General features: G+C 72.5%; 15 protein-coding genes. 9 read left to right on the top strand and 6 right to left on the bottom strand.

The features are described 5' to 3' along the window. The first annotated feature begins 317 nt into the window (after positions 1 to 317). Together WMF20_RS11120 and WMF20_RS11115 are read left to right on the top strand one after the other, a co-directional pair. Positions 318 to 740 (top strand): hypothetical protein, encoded by a 423-nt coding sequence (locus WMF20_RS11120; protein ID WP_437613070.1) that lies wholly within the window; start codon positions 318 to 320, stop codon positions 738 to 740. A gap of 108 nt (positions 741 to 848) precedes the next feature. After that, positions 849 to 1,262 carry a hypothetical protein gene (locus tag WMF20_RS11115; protein WP_437613068.1) on the top strand — a complete coding sequence of 138 codons (414 nt, stop codon included), beginning with the start codon at positions 849 to 851 and terminating at the stop codon, positions 1,260 to 1,262. A 192-nt stretch (positions 1,263 to 1,454) separates the two neighbouring features. On the opposite strand, the gene fbaA is transcribed toward WMF20_RS11115, so the two are convergent. Together fbaA and WMF20_RS11105 are read right to left on the bottom strand one after the other, a co-directional pair. Beyond that, positions 1,455 to 2,528, bottom strand: a complete 1,074-nt coding sequence (gene fbaA / locus WMF20_RS11110) for a class II fructose-bisphosphate aldolase (protein ID WP_437613066.1) — start codon at positions 2,526 to 2,528, stop codon at positions 1,455 to 1,457. Positions 2,529 to 2,804: 276 nt separating this feature from the next. Then, positions 2,805 to 3,344 carry a hypothetical protein gene (locus WMF20_RS11105; protein WP_437613064.1) on the bottom strand — a complete coding sequence of 180 codons (540 nt, stop codon included), beginning with the start codon at positions 3,342 to 3,344 and terminating at the stop codon, positions 2,805 to 2,807. A 3-nt stretch (positions 3,345 to 3,347) separates the two neighbouring features. On the opposite strand from WMF20_RS11105, the gene WMF20_RS11100 reads away from it, so the two are divergent. Together WMF20_RS11100 and WMF20_RS11095 are read left to right on the top strand one after the other, a co-directional pair. After that, positions 3,348 to 6,560 carry a glycoside hydrolase family 97 catalytic domain-containing protein gene (locus tag WMF20_RS11100; RefSeq protein WP_437613063.1) on the top strand — a complete coding sequence of 1,071 codons (3,213 nt, stop codon included), beginning with the start codon at positions 3,348 to 3,350 and terminating at the stop codon, positions 6,558 to 6,560. 47 nt (positions 6,561 to 6,607) lie between these two features. Then, complete coding sequence (locus WMF20_RS11095) at positions 6,608 to 7,018, top strand: nuclease A inhibitor family protein (protein WP_437613061.1); 411 nt, start codon at positions 6,608 to 6,610, stop codon at positions 7,016 to 7,018. A gap of 9 nt (positions 7,019 to 7,027) precedes the next feature. On the opposite strand, the gene WMF20_RS11090 is transcribed toward WMF20_RS11095, so the two are convergent. After that, positions 7,028 to 8,032, bottom strand: a complete 1,005-nt coding sequence (locus WMF20_RS11090; protein WP_437613059.1) for a DNA/RNA non-specific endonuclease — start codon at positions 8,030 to 8,032, stop codon at positions 7,028 to 7,030. A gap of 151 nt (positions 8,033 to 8,183) precedes the next feature. On the opposite strand from WMF20_RS11090, the gene WMF20_RS11085 reads away from it, so the two are divergent. The 4 genes from WMF20_RS11085 (at position 8,184) to WMF20_RS11070 (ending at position 13,806) form a co-directional block, all read left to right on the top strand. After that, entirely contained in the window at positions 8,184 to 10,727 is a 2,544-nt protein-coding gene (locus tag WMF20_RS11085; protein ID WP_437613056.1) for a TonB-dependent receptor plug domain-containing protein, read from the top strand. A gap of 614 nt (positions 10,728 to 11,341) precedes the next feature. Continuing rightward, positions 11,342 to 12,343: an alpha/beta hydrolase gene (locus tag WMF20_RS11080; RefSeq protein WP_129574307.1), complete on the top strand. Its 1,002-nt coding sequence runs from the start codon at positions 11,342 to 11,344 to the stop codon at positions 12,341 to 12,343. A gap of 198 nt (positions 12,344 to 12,541) precedes the next feature. Next, positions 12,542 to 12,838 (top strand): DUF2288 domain-containing protein, encoded by a 297-nt coding sequence (locus WMF20_RS11075; protein ID WP_437613053.1) that lies wholly within the window; start codon positions 12,542 to 12,544, stop codon positions 12,836 to 12,838. A gap of 86 nt (positions 12,839 to 12,924) precedes the next feature. Next, positions 12,925 to 13,806, top strand: a complete 882-nt coding sequence (locus WMF20_RS11070; protein WP_437613052.1) for a DUF6544 family protein — start codon at positions 12,925 to 12,927, stop codon at positions 13,804 to 13,806. Positions 13,807 to 13,960: 154 nt separating this feature from the next. Here the strand turns inward: WMF20_RS11070 and WMF20_RS11065 are convergent, their stop codons facing one another. From WMF20_RS11065 to WMF20_RS11055, 3 genes are all read right to left on the bottom strand, one after another. Continuing rightward, the gene (locus WMF20_RS11065; RefSeq protein WP_437613050.1) at positions 13,961 to 16,447 is read right to left on the bottom strand and encodes a hypothetical protein; all 2,487 of its coding nucleotides are present in this window, start codon (positions 16,445 to 16,447) and stop codon (positions 13,961 to 13,963) included. A 197-nt stretch (positions 16,448 to 16,644) separates the two neighbouring features. Continuing rightward, entirely contained in the window at positions 16,645 to 19,053 is a 2,409-nt protein-coding gene (locus tag WMF20_RS11060; RefSeq protein WP_437613048.1) for an RHS repeat-associated core domain-containing protein, read from the bottom strand. Continuing rightward, entirely contained in the window at positions 18,999 to 20,534 is a 1,536-nt protein-coding gene (locus WMF20_RS11055; protein WP_437613046.1) for a DUF6531 domain-containing protein, read from the bottom strand. The genes WMF20_RS11060 and WMF20_RS11055 overlap by 55 nt, the downstream gene beginning before the upstream one ends. A 550-nt stretch (positions 20,535 to 21,084) precedes the next feature. Between WMF20_RS11055 and WMF20_RS11050 the strand changes: the two genes are divergently transcribed. Beyond that, positions 21,085 to 21,984 carry a WGR domain-containing protein gene (locus WMF20_RS11050; RefSeq protein ID WP_437613044.1) on the top strand — a complete coding sequence of 300 codons (900 nt, stop codon included), beginning with the start codon at positions 21,085 to 21,087 and terminating at the stop codon, positions 21,982 to 21,984. Positions 21,985 to 22,016: the final 32 nt, after the last annotated feature.

Here is a 22,016-nt window from a genome sequence, read left to right as displayed (position 1 = left end):
GCCGATGAAAGGGGTTTTGCAATCGACGAGCCGCGCGAGGGCGCGCCGCGGCACGGGCGCGGCGAGCCGTCCGGGCCGTACCCGCTCGCGCCTCCCGCCGTGGATCCCGCGCCCTTCGCGCCGCTCCTCCGACCCGCGGGTGCGCGGCCGGCGGGCCGAGCGGCTCGGTCCTCACGCCATGGCGCACGCCCTGCGCTGGAGGGCGCACGGCGTGCACCGGCGAGGAGCGCAGCTCACCGCGCCTGGGCGCTCACGCCGGCGCTCCCGATGGCGTGCCGCTTGCTGCGTCGTACCCGCAGCGTCTCGGAGGGGTCACGATGGCAGCAGACTGGCTGATCGAGCTGCTGGCGGCTGCCGGCGGCGTTGGGGGGGTGATCGTCGCGACGAGACGCCTGCTCGCCCGGCGGCATTACCGCGCCTCGGACCTCACCCTCGTCTGCCCGCGGACCGGCACCCCGGTGCGGTGCCGGATGATCGCCGACGGGCGCTCGGGGGAGTTCGTCGAGGTCGCGCGGTGCTCGCGGTTACCCGGCGTGCAGCCCGCGTGCGATCAGGACTGCGTGAAGCTCCTCAACCTGGGCATCCGCCTCTCGCCCGTCGATCCCGCCCGCAGCGGCCCGTCGCCCGTCGATCCCGCCCGCAGCGGCCCGTCGCCCGTCGATCCCGCCCGCAGCGGCGACCGCGCCGACCCCGGCGACCCCGGCGACCCCGGCGACCCGCCCGGCCCTCCGGCGCCCTGACGCGCACGGCATGCGCCGACGCGCAATCCGTGCATCTCCCTGCGCGCGGGCAGCCCGCCTTTGCCGGCGACCCGCCATGGGCACATGGCGTGCTCTCGGCCGGTGATCATGGCTTTCCAGACCCAGACGATCACGACCCGCTCCTCTGGCAATCTGCCCATCGCGCTCCTCCTCCTCGGCAGCGGCGCCCTCCTGTGGATCCGCGTCGCGCTGCGCACCCCGGGCGCGCTGGCGCTGCTCCCCGCCGCCGACGGGTGCCTGACCGTCGGGATCGTCGGCGTGCTGCTCGCGCTGCTGCACGGCATCCCGTACCGGACAACGCTCGTCGCGATCGCGGCCCCGCTCGTCCTCGTGCAGCTCGTCGTCAGCGAGCTCGCGGGGTCGTCCTTCCTCCCCGCGCTCGGGATCGAGCTCACCGCCCTCGGCCTCCTCGGTCTGCCGCTCTCCCGGCTGCCCCGCCGCCGCACCGCCCCCGCCGGAGCCGTCCGCCCGCTGCGCGAGGCGCACCCGTCGCCCTCCTGAGCCCGCAGACGACCGGCAGCGCCGCCGGAACGAGCGCTCTCTCGCGACGCGCACGCCGAGGCCGCGCCGACCCCGGCGCGCGACGAGCGACTTGCATGCGGGCCCGCCTCGCCGGGGCTCGCCCGGCGATCCGCCGGCGGCCCGGGCGGCTCGGGCCCCGCCCGGGCGGGCGGGGCCCCTCGCCGCCGCGGATCAGAACTCGAACTTGTCGAACGAGTTCAGATCCTTGAACGCCTCGACGAGGCGCGCGGCCACGCCCTTCTCGCCGAGGTGGAGCCAGCCGCGCGGGTCGATGTACTTCTTGTTGGGCTTGTCCTCGCCCTCGGGGTTGCCGAGCTGCGACTTCAGGTAAGCGCCCTTGTCATCCATGTACTTCTTGATGGGCTGCGTGAAGGCCCACTGCGTGTCCGTGTCGATGTTCATCTTGATGACACCGTAGGACACCGCCTCGCGGATCTCCTCGCGCGACGAGCCGGAGCCGCCGTGGAACACGAAGTCGACCGGCTTCGCGCCCGTCTTGCGCTCCTTCTGGATCGCGTCCTGGGAGTTCTTCAGGATGGGCGGCCGGAGCTGCACGTTGCCCGGCTTGTAGACGCCGTGCGTGTTGCCGAACGACGCGGCGACCGTGAAGTTGCCGATCGGCTTCAGCGCGTCGTAGGCCGCGAGGACCTCGGCCGGCTGGGTGTACAGCTTGGCGTTGTCGATGCCGCTGTTGTCGACGCCGTCCTCCTCGCCGCCCGTGACGCCGAGCTCGATCTCGAGGGTCATCTTGATGGCGGCCATCTGCCGCAGGTACTTCTGGCAGATCTCGAGGTTCTCGTGGAGCGGCTCCTCGGAGAGGTCGAGCATGTGCGAGGAGAACAGGGGCTCTCCGTTCTTCTCGAAGAACTTCTTGCCGTGCTCGAGCATGCCGTCGATCCACGGGAGGAGCTTCTTCGCGGCGTGGTCCGTGTGCAGGACGACCGGCACGCCGTAGGCCTCGGCCAGGTTCCGCACGTAGTGGGCGCCCGCGATCGCGCCCGCGATGGCGGCCTTCTCGCCCTTGTTGTCCAGGAACTTGCCGGCGAAGAAGTGGGCGCCGCCGTTCGAGAACTGGACGATGACGGGGCTCTTGGCCTCCCGGGCCGCCTGGAGGGCGGCGACCGTGCTGTGCGAGCCGATCACGTTCACGGCCGGCAGCGCGCACTCGACGCTCTTCATGTACTCGAACAGCTCCTGAAGAGCGGAACCAGTGATCACGCCGGGCTTGAGCTTCATCTTGGACATGGCACCTTGAATCCTTGTTCCTTGCTCGGGTTGCGCTGAGCATGCAACGCGAGGGCGGAAAGCGGAAGGGTGGATCGGATCCCCAGGGCGGGCGCGTCCCGGTACCATCGCCGAAGCTCCGGGAGCAAGCGGATTCTCCCGTGCCGCAAGCCGCGGACGAGGAGCGTTGCGTCACGCGGTGACGGCGCGGGACGAAGCGGCTTCGAAACCTTCCTGAGATGTCAAGCGCAACCGGCGCTCCAGGGCGCCGCCCGGGTACTTACCTAGAAAAACCGTTCAATTTCGATAGGTTACCATCGACTCAGCGGGCGGCTCGCGATTGACGCCGCCGGGGAGGTGGGCCATGGCGGAAGCACGCCCATGACCATCGAATGCGCAACGATCGCGAAAAGGATTCGCACTCGGGTCGCCTGGCTCGGCCTGGTTGCGTCGCTCGTCCCCCTGGTGGCGGGTTGTGGTGATGACGAGCACAATCAACCGAGCGGCACCGGGGGCGGGCAGAGCGCCGGCGGAGGCGGTCTCGGCGGCGATGGTGGCTTTGGCGGCGGCCAGGGGGGCAGCGGCGGCGTTGGCGGCGAGGGTGGCTTTGGCGGCGGCCAGGCAGGCGGCGGCGGCCGGGGCGGCGAGGGCGGCCGTGGGGGCAGCGGTGGCCTCGGCGGCGACGGCGGCGCCGGCGGCAGCGGTGGCCTCGGCGGCGACGGCGGTGCCGGAGGCAGTGGTGGCCTCGGCGGCAGCGGTGGTCTCGGCGGCAGCGGTGGTCTCGGCGGCAGCGGTGGCCTCGGCGGCGAGGGCGGCGGGGAGCCGGGCGACGAGCATCGCGTGACGTCTCCCGGCGGCGAGATCGTCGTGACGTTCGACGTCCACGGCGGAGTCCCCGTCTATTCGGTCGAGCGCGCGGGCAGGGCCATCCTCGCCGACTCCGCGCTCGGCCTCGCCCTCGGCGATCTCGGGCCGCTCGGCCGCGGCGCGCGCGTCACCGGCGCCGATCGGCGGGCCGTGGACTCGACCTGGAATCCGGTGTGGGGCGCCGCCTCCGAGGTCCGTGACCATTACAACGAGCTCACGGTTCACCTGGCGTCGAGCGCGCCGGCGATGCGCCTCGACGTCGTGTTCCGCGTCTTCGACGACGGGCTGGGCCTCCGGTACGTCATCCCCGCGCAGGAGGGTCTCGGCGAGCTCGCCGTCACCTCCGAGGACACCGAGTTTCGCTTCGCCTCGGACGGCACCGCCTGGTGGACGCGCGCGGACTTCGAGGGCGACGAGTCCCTGTACAACCGCGGCGCGCTCAGCGCGGTCGAGAACGCCAATACGCCCATGACGGTCCAGCTGGCGGAGGACCTCTACGTGGCCTTGCACGAGGCCGATCTCGACGATTACGCCGCCATGACCCTGGAGGCGCTCCCGGGCGCCCCCCACGCGTTCCGGAGCGCGCTCGTGCCGGCGCAGAGCGGCGCGGGGAGCTCCGCCGTCAAGGCGCGGATCACGCTGCCCTTCGAGACGCCGTGGCGCACCCTGACCATCGGCACCGGCGCCGGGCGCCTCCTGGAGTCGCACCTGATCCTCAACCTCAACGACCCGTGCGCCATCTGCGACGGCGACCTGTCGTGGCTGCGGCCGGGCAAGTACATGGGCGTCTGGTGGGAGATCCACAAGGGCCTGTCGACCTGGGAGCCGGGCGAGCACGTCGGCGCCACGACCGAGAACACGCAGCGCTACATGGACTTCGCGGGCGAGCACGGCATCCCGTACGTCCTCGTCGAGGGCTGGAACCAGGGCTGGGACGGCAGCTGGACCGACATGGATTACACCGCGTCGAACGACCGCTTCGACCTCGAGGAGGTCGTCGCGTACGGGGCGGCGCGCGGGGTCGGGTTCGTCGCGCACATGGAGACCGGCGCCAATGTCGACGGCTTCGAGGCCCAGCTCGACGACGCGTTCGGGCTCTACGAGTCGCTCGGCATCCACGCCATCAAGACAGGATACGTCGGGAGCATCCCGGGCTATCACCACTACAGCCAGCGGATGGTGAACCATTACGCCGAGGTGGCGAGGCGGGCCGCGGATCACGAGATCATGGTCAACGCGCACGAGCCCATCAAGCCGACCGGGGAGGAGCGCACGTATCCCAACTTCATGAGCCGCGAGGGGGTGCGCGGCATGGAGTACGAGGCCTGGAGCGACGGCAACCCCGCCTCGCACACGCTGACCGTGCCCTTCACCCGCATGCTCGGGGGCCCGGTCGACTACAACCCAGGCATCTTCGACGTCCTCTGGGCGCCGGAGAAGATCCCCGAGAGCCCCTTCGCCGGGAACCCGCCCGCCCGGGTGCACACGACGCGCGCGCACCAGCTCGCCCTCTACGTCATCCTGCTCAGCGGGCTCCAGATGGTGACCGACGTCCCCGAGCACTACGAGGGGCAGCCCGAGCTCGCCTTCATCGAGCAGGTCCCGGTGACCTGGGACGAGACCCGCGTGCTGAACGCCGCGATCGGCGAGCACACGACCGTCGCGCGCCGGAGCGGGGGCGACTGGTACCTCGGGAGCGGCACGGACAGCACCCCGCGCGCGCTCCGGATCCCGCTCGACTTCCTCGGTGAGGGCCAGTTCGTCGCCGAGACCTACACGGACGACGCCGAGGCCGACTACGACACGAACCCGGCCCTTGTCGCCCGGAGCCGGTTCCTGGTCAGGCCGGCCGACACGCTCGTCGCGGCCATGGAGGCCGGCGGCGGCCAGGCGGTCCGCCTCCGCCCGGCGACCGCCGAGGACACGGCGAGCCTCGAGGACTACCGGGAGCCGCGCTACGTGGTCGAGGACGTGGCCCTGCCGGCGGTGGCCGTGGAGGGCGACGTCGTCGCGGTGACCGCCGAGGTGACCAACCTGGGCAACCTCGTCGGCGGCGACACGATCGGCCTCATCGTGGGCGGCGCGCCGGTCGACGCGCGCTTCCTCCGGATCAACGCCGACGCGACGGCGACGGTGGTCTTCGAGATCCGGCTCTCCGGGCGCGGGCCGGTCAGCGTGGCCGTGGGCGACGCCGCGCCGGTGACCGTGACGGTGATCCCGCGGGACGAGGCGCCCCCGGCGCCGGACGACCTGCGCGTCACGGGCGCGAGCGCCGCCTCGATCGACCTGGCCTGGGGGGCGGTGCCCGGGGCGGTCGCGTACCGCGTCTACCGGCACCTCCCCGGCGGGCTCTACGGCGACGCCCCGCGCGCCGAGGTGGACGGCGCGCTCACGACGTTCACGGACGCAGGGCTGACCGCCGACCAGACCTACTTCTACATCGTCCGCGCCGTGCACGCGGACGGCGCCGAGTCGCCGGCGTCGAACGAGATCGTGCAGGCGGCGACGCCCCGCCGGGTGGCCGTCACGTTCCGCGTCTGGGCCCCGCCGGAGACGCCCGCGCTGGACACGATCTACGTGCCCGGCAGCATCGACGCGCTCGGCCCGTGGAACCCGGGCCTTACGCCGATGACGCGCGTGGGCGGCGGGATCTGGGAGACCACGGTCGAGATCCCCGAGGGGACCGAGCTCCAGTACAAGTACGCGCGCGGCACCTGGGATCGCGTGGAGTGGTGGGGGAGCATCACCGGGGTCAGGAACCGCGCCGTGTCGATCCCGCTCGGCGGCGGCCCCCAGGTCGTCGACAACACCTCCACGGCGTGGGACGACGGCGCGCTCCCCGACATCGACAAGGGGGTCCGCTCCTGGCGGGATCCGCTCGTGTCCGGCACGGCGCCCGCGGACGGCGACGTCGTCGCGGCGGCGCCCGCGATCGAGGTCGGCTTCTCGGGCGACGTCGATCCGCAGGGCGCGGGCGGCTACGCGGGCTCGGTGCAGGTGGCGCGCGACGGCGAGCCGGTCGCGGGCGCCGTGGTCGAGGCCGCGCCGGGCCGCCTGGTCTTCACGCCGGCCGAGCCGCTCGCGCCGGGCGCCTACGAGGTGGTGGTCTCCGACGTGAGGAGCACGCTCGGCGCGGACGGCGTGCCGATGCAGGCGCCGTACGCCTTCGGCTTCACGGTAGAATGACCCCCGCGGCGAGCCCGCCCTCGCCGCGCCGCCCTCCGGAGATCCGCATGCAGGCCCCTTCCGCGTCGCCCGAAGAGATCCTCGCCTCCCTGGGGGAGGCCGCGCAGAACCTGCTCTTCCCCAGCGAGTCCGATCACCCGCTGGAGCCGTTCCTGTCGCGCGGGGACGCGTCGACGCCGGCCGCGCTCCGCGCGGCCGAGGGCCTCGCCGCCGAGGCGCCGGTCGAGGTCACGACCCTCGACGACTTCTTCGCGCCCGTCCTCGATCCGCCCGCCGAGGCCGGCGAGGCGGCGCAGGCCGACGCCGGGCGGTACCAGGAGCTCGCGGAGCTCCTGGAGCGCCACCTGACCGATCTCCGCGTCTACCGCGTGGGGCGCGTGGACATCGACGCCTACGTCGTCGGCCGCCACCCGTCGGGCGCGTGGCTCGGGCTGAAGACCAGGGTCGTCGAGACCTGATCGCGCCGCTCAGCGGCCGCCTACGGGCCCGTCGTCGGTGCGCGCCTCGAGCGCGCGCTGCACCGCCTCGGGCAGGGCGGTCAGGAAATCGTAGCCCGCGCGCCGCTCGATCTCGTCCACCGTCGTGCGGTACTGCCCCCAGCCCTGCTCCAGGATCCCCGCCTCGTTCGGCATCACCGCCGCGATGACGCGCGTCGCGGGCCCGATGTCGTCCGGCCCCTGCCCCGGCTCGAGGACCACGGCGACCTTGAAGAACGCGTCCGGCACGGCGACGCCCTTGCCGATGGTGGCCGGGCGCGCGCGCCCGTCGAAGAGGCCGCCGGCGATCAGGAACAGCACCCGCCGCTGCTTCTGCGCGAGCTCCTGGCACGCCTCCTCGAGCCGGAGCCACGGGCCGGCGTTGAGGTCGTGCCGCTGCGGCAGGATGTTCGTGAGGAGGAACGTCGCCTTGTTGTCGTCGGGGGTCCGCGTCCGCTCCTCGGAGCGGACCATGTGGCCGCGATCGAAGCCGGAGCCGGTGTAGTCGTCGTGCTGCACGCGGTACCAGCCGTCCGGCAGCGCCGCGTCGGCGAGGAACTTGCCCCGGTAGCGGGGCGCGTCGCCGAACGACGCCGCGTCGAGCCGCCAGCTGACCCAGTTCGCCACGTTCCTGGAGCGGTTGTAGGAGAGGGCGTACTGGGGCTTGATCATCAGGTGATCGTCGGACGCCTCGGCCCGGGCGGCCTGCGCCCCGGTGCGGGCCGGCACGCCGAGCTCGAGGTGGACGCTCTGCGCCGGCGGCCGCGGCGAGGGCGCGCCCTTCGTCGGGGCGCCCTTCGGCGGCGAGGGGCTGCTGGAGCGGCCGGACGACGGAGACGGCCTGGAGGGCCGGTCCTCGCCGCCGCCCAGGCCGAGCTCCTCGAGCGCGCGCTCCAGGCCGCACTTGACCCCCGCCGCGCTGAGCCCGGCGACGACGAGCGCGACCAGCGCCCGCGAGCCCCAGGACTTCCGTTGTCGCTTCCTGTTCGAGCCCACGTCGACGCTCCCTGCGTTCTACGGCAGCGAGGGCGCCAGCGTCCAGCGCGGCGAGCGCGGCGCGGCGCGCCGACCGCGAGGAGCGCGCGACGGAGGCGGCGCGTTTCGCTTGAGCATGCCGCCGCGACTCTCCATGGTTTCTGGAGCGCCGATGGAGGAGCCGGAGGACAGGGAGCTGCGACGCCGGAGCCCGACCGGCGCCGCGGCCGCCGCAGCGCCGCGCGCCTCCCGCTCGGCGGATCGCCGCCCGTCGCGCGGCCGGCGCCGGGCCATCGCCGCGTCCGCGGCGGCCGGCGCGCTCCTGACGCTGATGGAAGGCGAGTCGACGGCAGAGCCCGCGCAGGGGCAGCCCCGCGCCGCCGCGGCGCAGACCGCGCAGGTCACCATGCCGTCGCCGCTCGGCCCCACGGACCCGCCCTACCCGCCCGGCGGCGTCGGCGATGCGACCGTGGTGCTCCGCATCACGGTGCGCGCCGACGGGACGGTGGGCGCGGTCGAGGCGGAGGGCGCGGAGCCGTTCGCGAGCGCGGCCGCGCGCGCGGCGCCGTCGTGGCGGTTCGAGCCCGCGCGCCGCGACGGGCAGCCCATCGGCGCGCGCATCCTGTTCCGCGTGACGTTCCGCGACCCTCGCCCCGCCGCGCCCACCGCGCCCGCCGCGCCCGCCGCACCTCCGCCGGCCGCCGCGGGGCCGCTGCCGCCCCTGGCGAGCCCCGCGCCGGCGCGGCCCCCGCCGCCCCCGCCGCCGCAGGCCATCGACGTCGTGGTCGTGGGCGAGCGCGCGGCGCCGATGACGACCTCGATGACCCGCGAGGAGGTGCGCCAGATGCCGGGCGCGTTCGGCGACCCGTTCCGCGCGGTCGAGGCGATGCCCGGGGTGACGCCCATCGCCTCCGGCGTGCCGTACTTCTTCGTGCGCGGCGCGCCGCCCGGCAACGTCGGCTACTTCGTCGACGGCGTGCGCGTCCCGCTGCTCTACCACGTGGCGCTCGGCCCCAGCGTGATCCACCCGGCGCTCGTCGAGCGGGTCGATCTCTACCCCGGCGGCTTCCCGGCGCGCTTCGGGCGCTACACGGGCGGCGTCATCGCCGGCGAGACGAGGGAGCCGTCGCGCCTCTTCCACGGCGAGGCCAACGTCCGGCTGTTCGACGCCGGCGTCCTCGTCGAGGCGCCCTGGGCCGACGGCCGCGGCACCGCGCTCGTCGGCGGCCGCTACGCCTACCCGGGCGCGCTCCTCTCGCTCTTCTCGCCCGGCGTGGAGCTCGGGTACTGGGACTACCAGGCGCGCGCCACCTACGATTTCTCTCCGTACGACCGGGTCGGGCTCTTCGCCTTCGGGTCGCACGACTACCTCGCCGAGATCGAGGACGACGGGGAGACCGACGTGGTGCTCGCCGGCGACTTCCACCGGCTCGACCTGCGCTACGACCGGTTCTTCCGCCGGGGCGGCCGCCTGCGGCACGCCGTCACGGTCGGCTACGAGCAGAGCTCGAACCAGGACGGGGAGCGGGCCGGGAGCACGCGCCTCCTCGGCGCGCGCGTGGAGCTGTCCGCGCCCGCGTCGGACCTGCTCACCGTGCGCGCCGGCGCCGACGCGCAGCTGGAGCGGTTCGACATCGACATCCGCGAGAACGACGGGGATTTCCCGAGCCGGAACGACCGGGCGCTCGCGCGCCTGTTCACGACCCGGGAGGACCTCGCCGCCGGGCTCTGGGCCGACGTCGTCGTGCGCCCCGCGCCCGCGCTCGAGATCGTGCCGGGCGTGCGCGGCGACCTCTTCTCCTCGGGCGGCGAGACCGCGGCGACGGTGGATCCGCGCCTCGCCACGCGGCTGCAGGCGACGCGGAGCATCGCCCTGCTGAGCGCCTTCGGCGTGACCCACCAGCCGCCGAGCTTCCTCGGCGCCGTGCCGGGCCTGCAGATCGGCGGCCTGCGAGGCGGCGTGCAGACAGGGCTGCTCGCGAGCGCCGGCGTCGAGCTCCGGCTCCCCGAGGGGATCAAGGCGACGATCACCGCGTTCCGGAGCGGGTTCTTCGACCTCAGCGACGCCCTCGGCAACCGGCTGCCCGGCACCGACATCGGCCTCGCGCAGCGGGCGGAGCTGCGCGGCACCGGCAGCACCCATGGCCTGGAGATCCACGCGCATCGCAGCCTGTCGAAGCGGGTCGGAGGGTTCGTGTCGTATACGCTCTCGCGCTCGGTCCGCCACGTCGGCCGCGAGACGTTCGACTCGGCCTTCGACCGCCGGCACGTGCTCAACGCGGCCGCCGCGGTCGATCTGGGCCTCGGCTGGAAGCTCGGGGGCCGGGCGGTGTTCTACAGCGGCCTTCCGATGACGATCGATTACGATCTCTGGGGGAACGACGCCCTGAACGGGCAGCGACCCGATGACGGCAAGGACCGCCCCGACACCGAGGAAGACATCCGCCGGCGCGAGCGGCTGCGCGCGCAGATCGCTCGGTACGTACGAGGGCTGGGCCTGCCCGAGCGGCTGCCGGCGTTCTTCCGGCTGGATCTGCGGCTGGAGAAGCGGTGGGTGCTCAGGGAGGGACGAACCATCTCGCTCACGGTCGAGGCGCTCAACGCGACGGCCGGCAAAGAGACGCTGCAATACGAGTGCTCGATCCTGCGCGGCTGCGAGCCGGAGGAGCTCGGGCCCATCGTCATCCCGAGCCTCGGCGTCGAAGCGAGCTTCTGAGCGGCATCGACCTTGCCACACTCCGCGGGCGCGCGCCTGCGCGCCGCGCCCCCGCGGAGCGCGCCCGCGTTGGGGTCGAGGATCCCCGGAAACGCCCGTTCGGGCTGGTCGCCGATGCGCGAGCCGACGGAGTGCAGTACGGCCGCGAAAATCGCATACCAGCGCATCACCCCGGAATCACGCGGTGACGGCGGCGCCTGGCCATGACGGATGACGAAGAACCTTGAAGCATAGCAGTAAAATTATCACCAGCACGGCAGCCGAAACGGGATGTGGGCGCCGGCATCTGCAGGGAATCGTTCATCCGCGTCATCCGCGGACGCAAATCATTGCGTCACAACGCAACTATTCGTGCGGCGTCTGCGCCGCGTCCGCGGGACGGCCGGGTCCAGCGGTCCACACGGACATCGCCCCCGAGACGAAACTCATTAAGAAATGCCGTTCGAGAGCGGCGCGAGCAGGGGTCGTGAGCTATCTTGGTGGATCAGACGCTTTCTGGTCCAGTGTTTGCGAGCCTTGCGAGGTGGTGTTGGAGCTGAGAGACCACGGAGTATCGCACCGCGAGAGACGTTGCCTCACCTCCCATCACCTACCGCAACCATGAGGGTCAAGTGATGAATTTGTATTCCCGCACACTCAGCACGGTTCTCTTCTCGGCGGCGCTCGCGGCCACCTCTCTCCCCGCGAGCAAGGCCGAGGCGTCGTCGTCGAGCCATCACACCAAGGTCGAGCGTCTGGTGTTCCCGGTGACCCTCTCCGACGGCAACACATACGAGGTCGTGGGCTACCTCTACTATCGCGACCACTACAAGTATCGCCCGCTTCAGGTGCTCGTCCACGGGCTCACCTACACGCATAAGTACTGGGACATCCCGTCGATCCGCGGACGCGACTATTCCTATGCCCGGCACATGGCGAAGGAGGGATACGCCGTCCTCGCGCTCGACATGCTCGGGGCCGGGGAGAGCAGCCGGCCGGACGGCGACTTCCTCGACCTGGAAGAGACGGCCGAGAGCGTGCATCAGGTCCTCACCGAGATGCGCACCCGCGGCGGGGTCTTCAAGACGCCCTTCACGCGCATCGCGCTCGTCGGCCACTCGAACGGCGCCATCATCAGCACGTTCGTCCAGAGCAAGTACAACGACGCGGACGTCCTCGTGAACACCGGCTTTGCGTTCACGCCGCACCCGATCCCCGTCCCTCCGGAGGCGATCTCCGCGCTGCTGCAGACGCCCTATATCGCGATCCCGCCGGAGATCCGCACCGACATCTTCTACGACGCGGCGAACGCGGATCCCGCGCTGATCGCCTTCGACAACGCCACCATCGCCGACACGTACACGCGCGGGCAGTTCCTGAGCCTCCTCGCCGTCTCCGAGGACCCCTCGCTCGCCGGCATCCAGGGCGTGACGAGCCCGGTGCTCATCCAGTTCGGGGAGACGGACGAGCTGCAGCCGGCGTCCTATGTGAACTCCGACGCGGCGCTCTACACGAGCGCCGCGCGGGTCACGAAGGCGATCGTCCCCGACACGGGCCACATCCTCAACGGCCACCGCGGCACGCCGATCGGCTGGGAGCAGATCGACTGCTGGATTCACCACAACATGGGCTGGTAGCGCTCGAGGCGAGCCCGAGCCCGTCGCGCGCTGCCGGCGCTGCGCGGCGCTGAGCGCACGCGCCTCAGCGCGGCGCGTCACCCTCCCTTCCCCTGCCCGAGAGCGGCCCCCTCCGCGGCTCGGCGCCCGCGAGGCGCGCCGCCGCCCGCGGCGCCTTGCCGGCTTGGCGGCCGCCGCCGGGGCTCTATGCTGCCCCCCATGCGCGAACAGCTCGCCAAGACGCTCGGGGAGGTCTTCTGGACCGATCTCCGCGCCCACGCGGCCCGCGACGGGATCATCCTCGTCGCGGCCGACCTCGACCTCCTCGACGTCGGCGAGGCCGTCGCCGCGAACGACGCCGCCAAGGTCCAGGCCTGGATCGCGGCCGGCAAGCTGACCAAGCCCACGGCCGAAGATCTCACGCGCTGGCCGCTCCAGCTCGACCTGCGGTTCCTGTCGCTCGTGGTCGCGCCGTTCGTGCTGGTGCGCCGGCCGGCCTCTCCGCCGCCGTCCTGAGGCGCCCGGGCGACGCCCCTCGCGGCGATCGGGCGGCCGCGCGGCCGGCACGGGTCCTGCTCGGACGCCTCCCGAGGAGGCCCTCCGTGGAAAACGAACGTACGTCCAGCAGCCCATCGACCGCAGGCCTTGCGCCTTCGCGCAGCATGCGCGCGAAGTTCCTCCGCGAGGTCGCAGAGGCCGGCCTCGCGAGCGATCCGGGGCCGCGCGCTCGCGTCACCGAGGCCGAGCTCGCCGCGCTCCCCGCGACGGCGCAGCGCTATCTGCGCTTCATGAGGGTCGTCGGCCGGCCGCGCGTGTGGTCGTTCCGCGCGCGGTGGACCGGCGTGTTCCGCACGCGGCCGGACCAGCCGTGGAAGGCGTGCGAGGCGTGGCAGTACGACACGCGGCTCGGGATCGCGCGCATCTTCCACATGCGGCTGCGCTATGGCCTCATGCCGCTGCTCGTGCGCGACACGTACGTGCGCGGCGAGGGCAGGATGCTCGGGCGCCTGCTCGACACCATCAGCGTGGTCGACGAGGCCAGCGTCAAGATCGACACCGGCGAGCTCGTCACCTACCTGAACGACGCCATCCTGTTCGCGCCGTCGATGGTGCTCGGCCCCGAGACGACGTGGACGGCGGTCGACGACGGCTCCTTCGACGTGGCGCTCACCGACCACGGGAGGACCGTCGCGGCGCGCGTGTTCGTCGACGAGCGGGGCGCGGTCACGGACTTCAGCACGACCGACCGCTATGTGAATGACCCCGACCGTCCAGGGGACATGGTGCAGGCGCGCTGGTCGACGCCCGTCGCGGGGTGGATGATCGTGGATGGCAGGCCGGTGGCGCGCGGCGGAACGGCGCTATGGCACTTGCCCAGCGGGGACTTCGCCTATGCCACCTTCACGCTGGCCGACGGAGACATCGAGTTCGACGTCGCGCCCGCGCCCCCGGGCGCGGCGGCCCCCGAGGGCGTGAGGGCGTGATAGGCTCGCCTCCATGCGCCGGTTCGAGTTCGTGCAGGGGAGCGCCAGCTCGATCTGCGTTTCCTGTCGCTCGTGATGGCGACGTTCGTACTGATGCGCCGGCCGGCTCCGCCGCCGCTCTCCTGAGGCGCGCGCGGGACCGCCGCACGCCGCCTCACCCGAGGGCGGCCCGCACCTCGCGCGCGGCCGCGAGCAACGCCTCGTCGCCGCCCGCGCGCGCAAGCAGCGGCGCGAGCTGCGCGATCCCCCCCCAGCCGCAGAGAACGCTGCCCACGGAGTTTCGCGGCGCGACATCGCCCAGAGTGCTCGCGACCAGCCGCGCCGCCTCCGCGGGTACCAGCCAGGGGGCGAGGCTCGCCACGTGCGCGAGCGCATCGCTGTCCGGATCGTCCCGGTAGAGCTCCGCGGCCCGCCGTGCCGCCCGGAGGCGTAACGGCTCCGGGAGCTGCGGCGCCACCGCGGCGAGCGCCGCGAGCGCGCCATAGGCCCCGGACTCGTCGGCGCCGGCCTCCGCAGCCGCGAGCGTCACCTCGGCGCCGAGCACGGCCGCCGACGCAGCAGGCTGCTCCCGGACCAGCGTCGCCCGCTGCGAGCCCGACAGCTCGCCGACGAGCGAAAGGAGCTCCGCTCGCGGCGAAGCGCGCGCCTCAGGAGGCGCAGCCGCGGCCACCCGCAGCAGCGCCGGCGCGCAGTACGCAGGCGACTCCATCCACCGCATGACCAGCGCGCGAGCTCGCTCGGTGTGGCCCAGCGCGGCGAACCTCGCCGCGAGCGCCCCCACAGACCAGATCGGCACGTCCTCCAGCATCGCCAGCGCCGCCGACTCTGGCAGCCATGAGGAGAGGACATCCTGCGACGTGGGGTCGAGCGGCGGCGCCCCGTCCGCGTCCGCCATCCAGCGCCTCCAGCCATCGAGCGCCTCGGCGATAACGGCGTCGCGCTCCGGCGCAGGCAGCCACGGAACCAGCCGCGCCAGGAGCGCACACCGTTCTTCCAGCGAAGCGGCTTCCAGGCCGTGGCGCAGCGCCAGCGCGATTTCCGGCGCGAGCCCCTCGTCGCCCACCAGCCGCGCGAGCGCGCTCGCCGACGAGCCTCCGCGCCGGGCTCGCGCCACGACGCCTTCGACCCACGCCGGTACCTCCGGCGCCGGCAGCGCGGAGCCGAGCAAGATCAGCTGGTCGCGGCGCAGCAGCTCGGCGTCCTCGCGCTCGGCGGCGCCCTCATGCCGACGGAGCACCTCCAGCGCAGCGCGCGCGAGCTCCGGTCGCCCGCGAGCGGCAGCCTCCCGGGCGACCGGAGCCAGCTCATGTGCCGCAGCCACCGGGCTCAGGAGCGGCGCCGTGGACACCACGCGCTCTGCGAGGTCGAGCGCCGCCGCCGCCAGCCCATCGCCCACCTCGCTCGAGGCACGCTGTGAGAGGCAGCAGAGCGCCGCCGCGCGGGCCGCGTCGAAGCCCGCCCGCGCCCCCTCGTCGGCGAGCAGCGGAGCCGGCGCCCAGCGCGCCTCCGCGATGCGCTCCTCCGCCACCGCAGTCGCCATCGCGCAACGCGCGATGGCCCCGAGCGCCGTCGCCACGCGGTGCGGCGCCCCTCCTGCGGCCGCAGCCTGCTCCACGCTGCTCTCCAGCGAAAGCCGCGCGCGACGCAGGTCCGCGAGCACCTCCGGCGCGCGCGCCGCCGACGTCACGCTCGCCCACGCGGGATCGGCGATGCGCCGCAGGTCCTCTTCGCCGGCGCCGGCCAGCGTCAGGTGAGCGGCCGCGTGCGCGCGCAGGTAAGCCGGGGCTGCACCTGCAGCCCCGAGCGCCGCGCGGGATAGATCGAGGATGCGCGCTTGGAGCAGCACGCCCTCTGCCGCTGTCTGTCGCTCCCACGCGGCCCTCAGAGCCTCCTGTGTGAAGGCCGCGCGCCGCTCGCCCGGGATCCACCTCACCGTGCCGGCGAGGTCCTCCCGCGCCGCGTCAAGCGCCCGGACAGCATCTTCACCGACGATCAGGCCGAGCGCCTCGGCCTCGGCGGGCGCGAGCAGCCGTGCGAGCGCTGCGAGCGCCACGTCGGCGCGCGCGCCGTCGCACCTGCGCCGCAGCGCCCGTCGCACCGCCGCGACGCGCCCCCCCGGCCCTGCCTCATTTGCGGCCGCCCAGCGGGCTCCCGGCGCCACACCGAGCTCCTCCGCCTCCGCGAGCGTCCACGCCCCGACCTCCACGAACGCGGTCTCCGCCTCGCTCCCCCCGAGCCGCGCGCACCACTCGCGGGCAGCGTCGAGTCCGCCGGTCACCGAGACCAGCACGCGGGTCCGCTCGCCCACGTCCTCCAGCACGCCCAGGTCGGGCTCCCCCGGCGTGAGGACCACCTGATCGAGCCCATCGAGCAGGAGGAGCCAGGGCGGCTCGTCCTCCTCGCGCCCGCTCGCAATCCGCTGCGCGACGGACCGGCGTAGGCGCGCCGTGTCGGCGGGCGCAGGCGGGCCCTCCGCTCCGCGCATCATGGCGTCGAGCAGCGCGAGCACCGGGTGGCAAAGCGCGAGGCCCTGGGCTCGGCCCGCGGGCACGAACACCGGCGTGACCGCGTCTATGCGTGCGTCGGCCGCGAGCGCGGCGCAGAGCAGCGTCTTACCCACGCCCGCCGGGCCGTAGAGCACGCAGCGTCGCGTGTCCTCATCGACGAACCACGCTGCGAGCGCCCGCCGCGCCCGCGCCTGGCCTGCGGACCACCGGACCGGCCAGGCGAGGGCGCCCAGGAAGGCTGCAAGCGCAGACAGCGGGGCACTGAGCGATGCCTCCGCGGCGTCCAGTAACGCGACGCCGAGTGACTCGGCGCTGCCGTCGCGCACCCCGGTCATCTCCGCCTCTTCTTGCCGCCGCCCTTGCTGTAAACGCCGAACTCTCCGCGCCTGCCCTTGGCGCCCACGACCGAGTCGGTGATGCCGAGCGATCGGAACATGCTGCCGCATCGCTCGCACGGGTCGACCCGCCCTTGATTCCTGTCCGCATCGTATTTGCTCTCGAACGTCTCGATGCTCAGCTCCTGCTCCTGAAATGTCTTCTTGATGCGAGCGTTGACCTCTTGATCGATCTGCTTAGGATTCAGCCGCTTTTCACTGGGCGTTCTCTTCTGCTCTGCCATGATCTGCGCGCGGATGTCGCCCGACATCTGCGTGAGCGCCTGCGCCTCGGCGCAAGGCTTGTCGCTGATGTGCTCGGGCGGGCTCACGTTCCCCCCCTCACCCGGGTTGCGCCCGTCGTAGAGCACCCTGCCGCTCCGGTCGACGATCCGTGAGTAGATGAGCCCTTCGGGATCAACCAGCGAGGTGGGCCGGTTCAACGCATACCGGAACGGGTTGAGCCCTCCCTCGATCTCGATCGGATCGGGCGAGATGTATCGCCCGACCGCCGGGTCGTAATAGCGATGCCAGTTGTAATGGAGCCCCGTCTCCTCGTCCGCGTACTGGCCGAGTAGACGTATCGGTGTGGTCACCTCCGACGATCTCACGGGCGCGACCTGCCCCCACGGGGTCCGGCGGAGCACGGCGACCCCCCGGCCATCTCCTCGAACGAGGCGCTCGGGCGAGCCGGTGAGGTCGTTCAGATAGTGTATCCACACGCCGGCATGCTCTCCGTCCGTTCCTGGGCACACGTCGCGGTGCGCGAGAGGCGTCCCCTCCCCATCGAACACGTAGGTCCGCTGCTGGACGGCGTCACCGACCTGACGGATCTCGTGCACCAGCGCGGTACCGTCCCATACGAAGCGAGTCGCCTCGGCGAGCACCTGTCGTCCGTCCGGCGCCTGCCGCCACAAGGCCTTCTGTATCCGCCGGCTGAGCGCATCGTACGCGAAGCGCACCATGGCCCCGTCAGGTCGGCGCACCTCGAGGAGGAGGCCCCGCGGAGACCACGTGTAATGAGTGACCTGCTCACCGCCTCCAGGCCCGGAAGCGCGCTTTTCCACGAGGCGGCCCTGCTCGTCGTAGCGATAACGTGCTCCTCCACGCACGACCAGCTGGTCGCCCTCGTACAGGCGCGCTGGGGCCGTCTCGCCCGCCTCGTGCAGATTGCCTGTCTCGTCGTACCCGAAGAGCTCCTTCTGGGCATGCTCCGGCACCGCCGCGAGGAGCTGGCCCAACGCGTCGTAGCCGAAGCGTGTGGCACCGAGCTCGGCATCCCACGCCCACGCTAGTTCGCCCGCTGGAGTGTACGACCACCGCTGGTCCAGGAGGACCGACGGCTCGCCTGGGCCGACCCAATCCGGCTCGCCTGGCCGTACCTCGCGCCGCGCGACATCCGCGAGCAGCTGCCGCCCGACGAGCCGATCGAGCGCGTCGTACCGGGACTGCACCCGCGCGCCACCCCGCAAGAATCGCCGCTCCGCCTCGAGCCCTGTGGCGCCGTAGTGGATCGTGACGCGCTCGCCCCCGTCGAGCTCGACATCGGCGCGCTGCGCCGCCCGGTCCCGTCGCCACATCATCGCATGGCCCAGCGACGTCGTGCGCTTGACCACGGCTCCGAGCAGATCGTACTCGGTCCTAATCTCGATGGAGCGTCCGAAGGCCGTCTGCACCTCCCGTGTCACCCAGCCGGCCGCGTTTCGCTCGAAGGTGAACGTGCCGACGTCGCTCTCGGCGAGGACCAGCTCGCCCCGTCCGTTGTACTCGAATCGTTCCTCCCGCCCATCTGAATCGATACGCTTGACCACCTGTCCGGCGAGGTCGCGCTCCACCTCGACGCGAGTGCCGTGCCCACTCTCGACAGCCATGAGCCGACCGCATGCATCGTAGCGCGAGCGGAGCTCGCGTCCGTCGAACGTGCGCTCGTGAATCGGTAGACCGAGCGCATCGTACGCGATCGTGTAGACCTCGCCACGGGCATTACGGATCTCCACGAGCCGCTCAAGCCGGTCGTAGCGGAGCGTGACCGCGCGACCATCAGGCAAAATGGCCTCCGTGAGCACCCCGGTGCCGCCGCGCCTAAGCTCGGTCGTTCGCCCCAGCGCGTCGGTCGTCGCGATCAGCACACCGCGACCGTCATAGCGCGCCCACTCCGCCGTGCCGTCGGGCGCTGTCACGCCGAGCAATCTGCCCGCCGGACTCCACGTGAACCGGGTGACGGCGCCCTTGGCGTCGGTCACCGACGTGCGCCGGCCAAGCTCGTCGTATGTCGCATGAAAGCGCGCCCCCTGCTCGCCCGCTACCTCGATCAGGTTTCCATCCCGATCGTGGCGGTAGCGCGTGCGGCGGCCGTCGGGGGCCACCGCTTCCCGCAGGAGGCCTCGGGCGTGTCGTGCCGGAGCTCGAAGGTCGCCCCGATCGGATCGACCCACACGATGCTTCCGGGCCCGTAACTCACCTCCGTGACGCCACCTTCCGGATCGATGATCCGGCGGATATCGCCCCCTGGGAGCCGCTCTATCAATGTTTCCCGGCCTAGCGGATCGACGATTCGCGTCTCGAACCCTAGGAGATCGCGCTCCCAGCGCGTCGTGGCACCTTCCGGATCCGTGAACGAGCACAGGTGTCCGCGCTCGTCGTAGATGCGCGTGAACACCCGACCACCCAGCACCGCCATCTCGGCCTTGCCGTGGACCGTACCCGCATAACGGTGCGATGTGATCGGATCGGTCACCTCGGTGTAACCATCGTCGCCATAGAGGAAGCGATAATGGTGGATCCCGCGTGCGCGTGTCCCGTCGTGGAGCAACTTCGGCACCGACGCGGCGAGGATCGTCTCCTCTCCGCCCGGGATCTCGCCCCATGTCTCGACGCAGCGGGCCGCATCGTCGTAGCGGTAGCAGAAGGTGACACCCGTCGGGGCCTCCTGCTCGCGAAGCAGGTTGCGGTCGTCATAGGCATAGCGCGTCGTGTGGCCGTCGGCGTCCGTGGCGGCGACGAGTCGCCCCGCCTCGTCGTAGGTGTACCGGGCGAAGGCATACCGCTGGCGAGACGGGGAGATGACCTCGAGCGCGGCGATCTGCCCGCGCTCGCTGGAGCGGAGCGAAACGAGGCGCCCCACGCTGTCGATCAAGGCTGCGAGCCTGCCGCCCTCCCACTGTAGCGCGATGCGGTTTCGATGGCGGTCTTGGACCAGCGCGAGACGGAATCGTCGCTCGAGGCTGTCCGTGGGATCGCGCTCGAACCGGCGCCGGATCCCGTCGGGGGCATCGAGCACGAGCTCATACCCGTCGCGGTGGAGGAGCCAACCATCCGATCCGATCACGGCCGCATCGCTCGGAGCGTGTCCAAACTCGATCTCGATCCCCTCGGGCGTCGCGACAAGGCACCGCCGCGAGCGCAGCTCGATCTCCCACGAGAACGTGTGGGTCCACCCGAAGCCCAGCCCGCAGTCGCGGTCGCGCGCTGTGCTCGAGTACCCGCGTGCGAACTCGAATGGCAGCGGGCCGGGAAGGTGGAGATCCGTCTCGCGGAGGGTGAAGACCCGCCCGGTGATCACATCCACCGGATCGCCCTGCGCCACCTTTCCGCTGTTCCTCCCGCCGTGATGGTTCGGGCATCCTCCGCCGTCTTGGCCTGGCGACCCGCAGGAAGAGGACGCGCTCTTGCCGCCGCCGCTCGCGCTGGAGCCGCCATTGCCGCCGCCCGCGCCCTGCTTCCCCGCGCCGCCGCGGCCGCTCCGGCCGCTGCCACCACCGCCGCCCCCGCCGCCGCCCAGGATGAAGACGCCGGGGTTCATGCCGGGGATGGCGGGAATGTTGGGGACCGGAGCGGTGCGGGCCATGGCTGCATGATGTCCCACCGCGCCCCGGCGATGCAACGGCCGCGGGCCTCATGGAATGCTCTGGCTGGGTCTTCCGCCAGAAGACGGGCAGCTCGCCGCGGCGATGCGAATCCTGATTTCGGCTCAGGCGAGTCGACGACCCATCGAGCTCGTCGAGCTCTGCGACAATAGCGCTCACTTTTCTCTGGTGGACCGCCTTGCCGAGCAACTTCGTGATGTGCCCCTTCATCTCACTGGCGGTGAAGCCCATGACCTGGTGGCAGCTCGTCTTCACCTACCTCGTCCCGATCATCCTCCTACGCTTCGCGTGAACGGGACGGTCTCCAACGCGAGGACGTATACGATCGATGGCATGAGCAGGCTCCAGGAGGGCTCGGACGCGACCATTCCGCTGGGAGGATAGAGGCGACGAGGAGGGAGCTCGATACGCTGTATCTGCTTGGCCTTCCGGTCCCGAGCGCTGCCGCCAGCCCGTGGGCCCTAGCCTCGGGCGGTCCCGCCGCAAACGAGCCCAGCTGCGCCGGCGAGGCCCGGTGGTATCCTCGCCCCCATGCGCCGGTTCGAGTTCGTGCAGGGGACGAGCGCCAAGTTCTGGATGGCCGACGTGGACGACACGACGTTCGTCGTCGTCTACGGCCGGCTGGGCACCGCCGGGCAGCGCAAGGAGAAGGCGTTTCCCACCGCGGAGGCCGCCGCGCGCGAGCGCGAGAAGAAGATCGCGGAGAAGCTCCGGGAGGGCTACCAGGAGGTCGCCGCATCCGCGGACGGCGCGCCCGCCGGCAGCGCGCCGGCGGCCAGCGGCGACAAGGCCGCCCCGCCGCCGGCGAAGCTCGATCTGCCGCCGCGCGTGCGGCCCGGCGAGGCCACCGAGGCGCAGCAGAGAGCCGCCGTCCACGCGCTCTCCGCGCTCGCGGCCGCGCGCGGCCGGCGCAGCTGGGCCCTCGGGCGCGCCGTCCGCCGCGCCCGCCGCGCGCTCGAGCCGCTCGGCGGGCTCGACCCCGCGACCGACGCGGCGCTGTCGGCCGCGATGGACGCGCTCATGGCCCGCGTCGTCGCGCCGAACGCGGCCGATCGGCTGCCGCTCGTCCGCGCGATCGAGCTGCTCTCGGAGCTCGACGCCGCCGCGTTCGCGCGCGCCGTGCGCGACACCTGGAAGGCGCCGCCCGCGACCTCGCCGGCCGCCGGCGCGCTCGCCGTCCTCAGCCGCCAGCTCGAGGAGCTCGGCGACCCGGAGCTCGGCCTCCGGCTCGGCGCGCTGCTCGTCGACCGGCCACACCACGGCTCGATGAGCGCCGAGGCGGGGTGGGCGCTCCGATGGAAGGCGCTCTCGCCCTACCTCGAGGCACACCTCGCCCAGCGCGGGCGATCGCTCAAGGAGTACCTCGCGGGCCTTGATGCGGGCAGCGACCCGCACGTCGCGCGGCGCATCGCCCGGATGCGCGCCGCGTGAGTCGACTCCGCTTGACCTGATCCGCAGGGCTC

The organism is Sorangium sp. So ce834, assembly GCF_051521425.1.
In the GTDB taxonomy this organism is placed as follows: domain Bacteria; phylum Myxococcota_A; class Polyangia; order Polyangiales; family Polyangiaceae; genus Sorangium; species Sorangium cellulosum_D.
The sequence above is the reverse complement of the archived record's forward strand: the minus strand, read 5'-3'. Positions and strand labels throughout refer to the sequence as shown.

What these genes read in the sequence shown, in the direction of transcription:
- WMF20_RS11055 (WP_437613046.1), bottom strand. Translation starts at nt 20,534, where the DNA reads ATGGCCCGCACCGCTCCGGTCCCCAACATTCCCGCCATCCCCGGCATG.
- WMF20_RS11120 (WP_437613070.1), top strand. Translation starts at nt 318, where the DNA reads ATGGCAGCAGACTGGCTGATCGAGCTGCTGGCGGCTGCCGGCGGCGTT.
- WMF20_RS11115 (WP_437613068.1), top strand. Translation starts at nt 849, where the DNA reads ATGGCTTTCCAGACCCAGACGATCACGACCCGCTCCTCTGGCAATCTG.
- WMF20_RS11095 (WP_437613061.1), top strand. Translation starts at nt 6,608, where the DNA reads ATGCAGGCCCCTTCCGCGTCGCCCGAAGAGATCCTCGCCTCCCTGGGG.
- WMF20_RS11080 (WP_129574307.1), top strand. Translation starts at nt 11,342, where the DNA reads ATGAATTTGTATTCCCGCACACTCAGCACGGTTCTCTTCTCGGCGGCG.
- WMF20_RS11085 (WP_437613056.1), top strand. Translation starts at nt 8,184, where the DNA reads ATGGAGGAGCCGGAGGACAGGGAGCTGCGACGCCGGAGCCCGACCGGC.
- WMF20_RS11050 (WP_437613044.1), top strand. Translation starts at nt 21,085, where the DNA reads ATGCGCCGGTTCGAGTTCGTGCAGGGGACGAGCGCCAAGTTCTGGATG.
- WMF20_RS11105 (WP_437613064.1), bottom strand. Translation starts at nt 3,344, where the DNA reads ATGCTCGTCGCCCGGCTCCCCGCCGCCCTCGCCGCCGAGGCCACCGCT.
- WMF20_RS11075 (WP_437613053.1), top strand. Translation starts at nt 12,542, where the DNA reads ATGCGCGAACAGCTCGCCAAGACGCTCGGGGAGGTCTTCTGGACCGAT.
- fbaA (WP_437613066.1), bottom strand. Translation starts at nt 2,528, where the DNA reads ATGTCCAAGATGAAGCTCAAGCCCGGCGTGATCACTGGTTCCGCTCTT.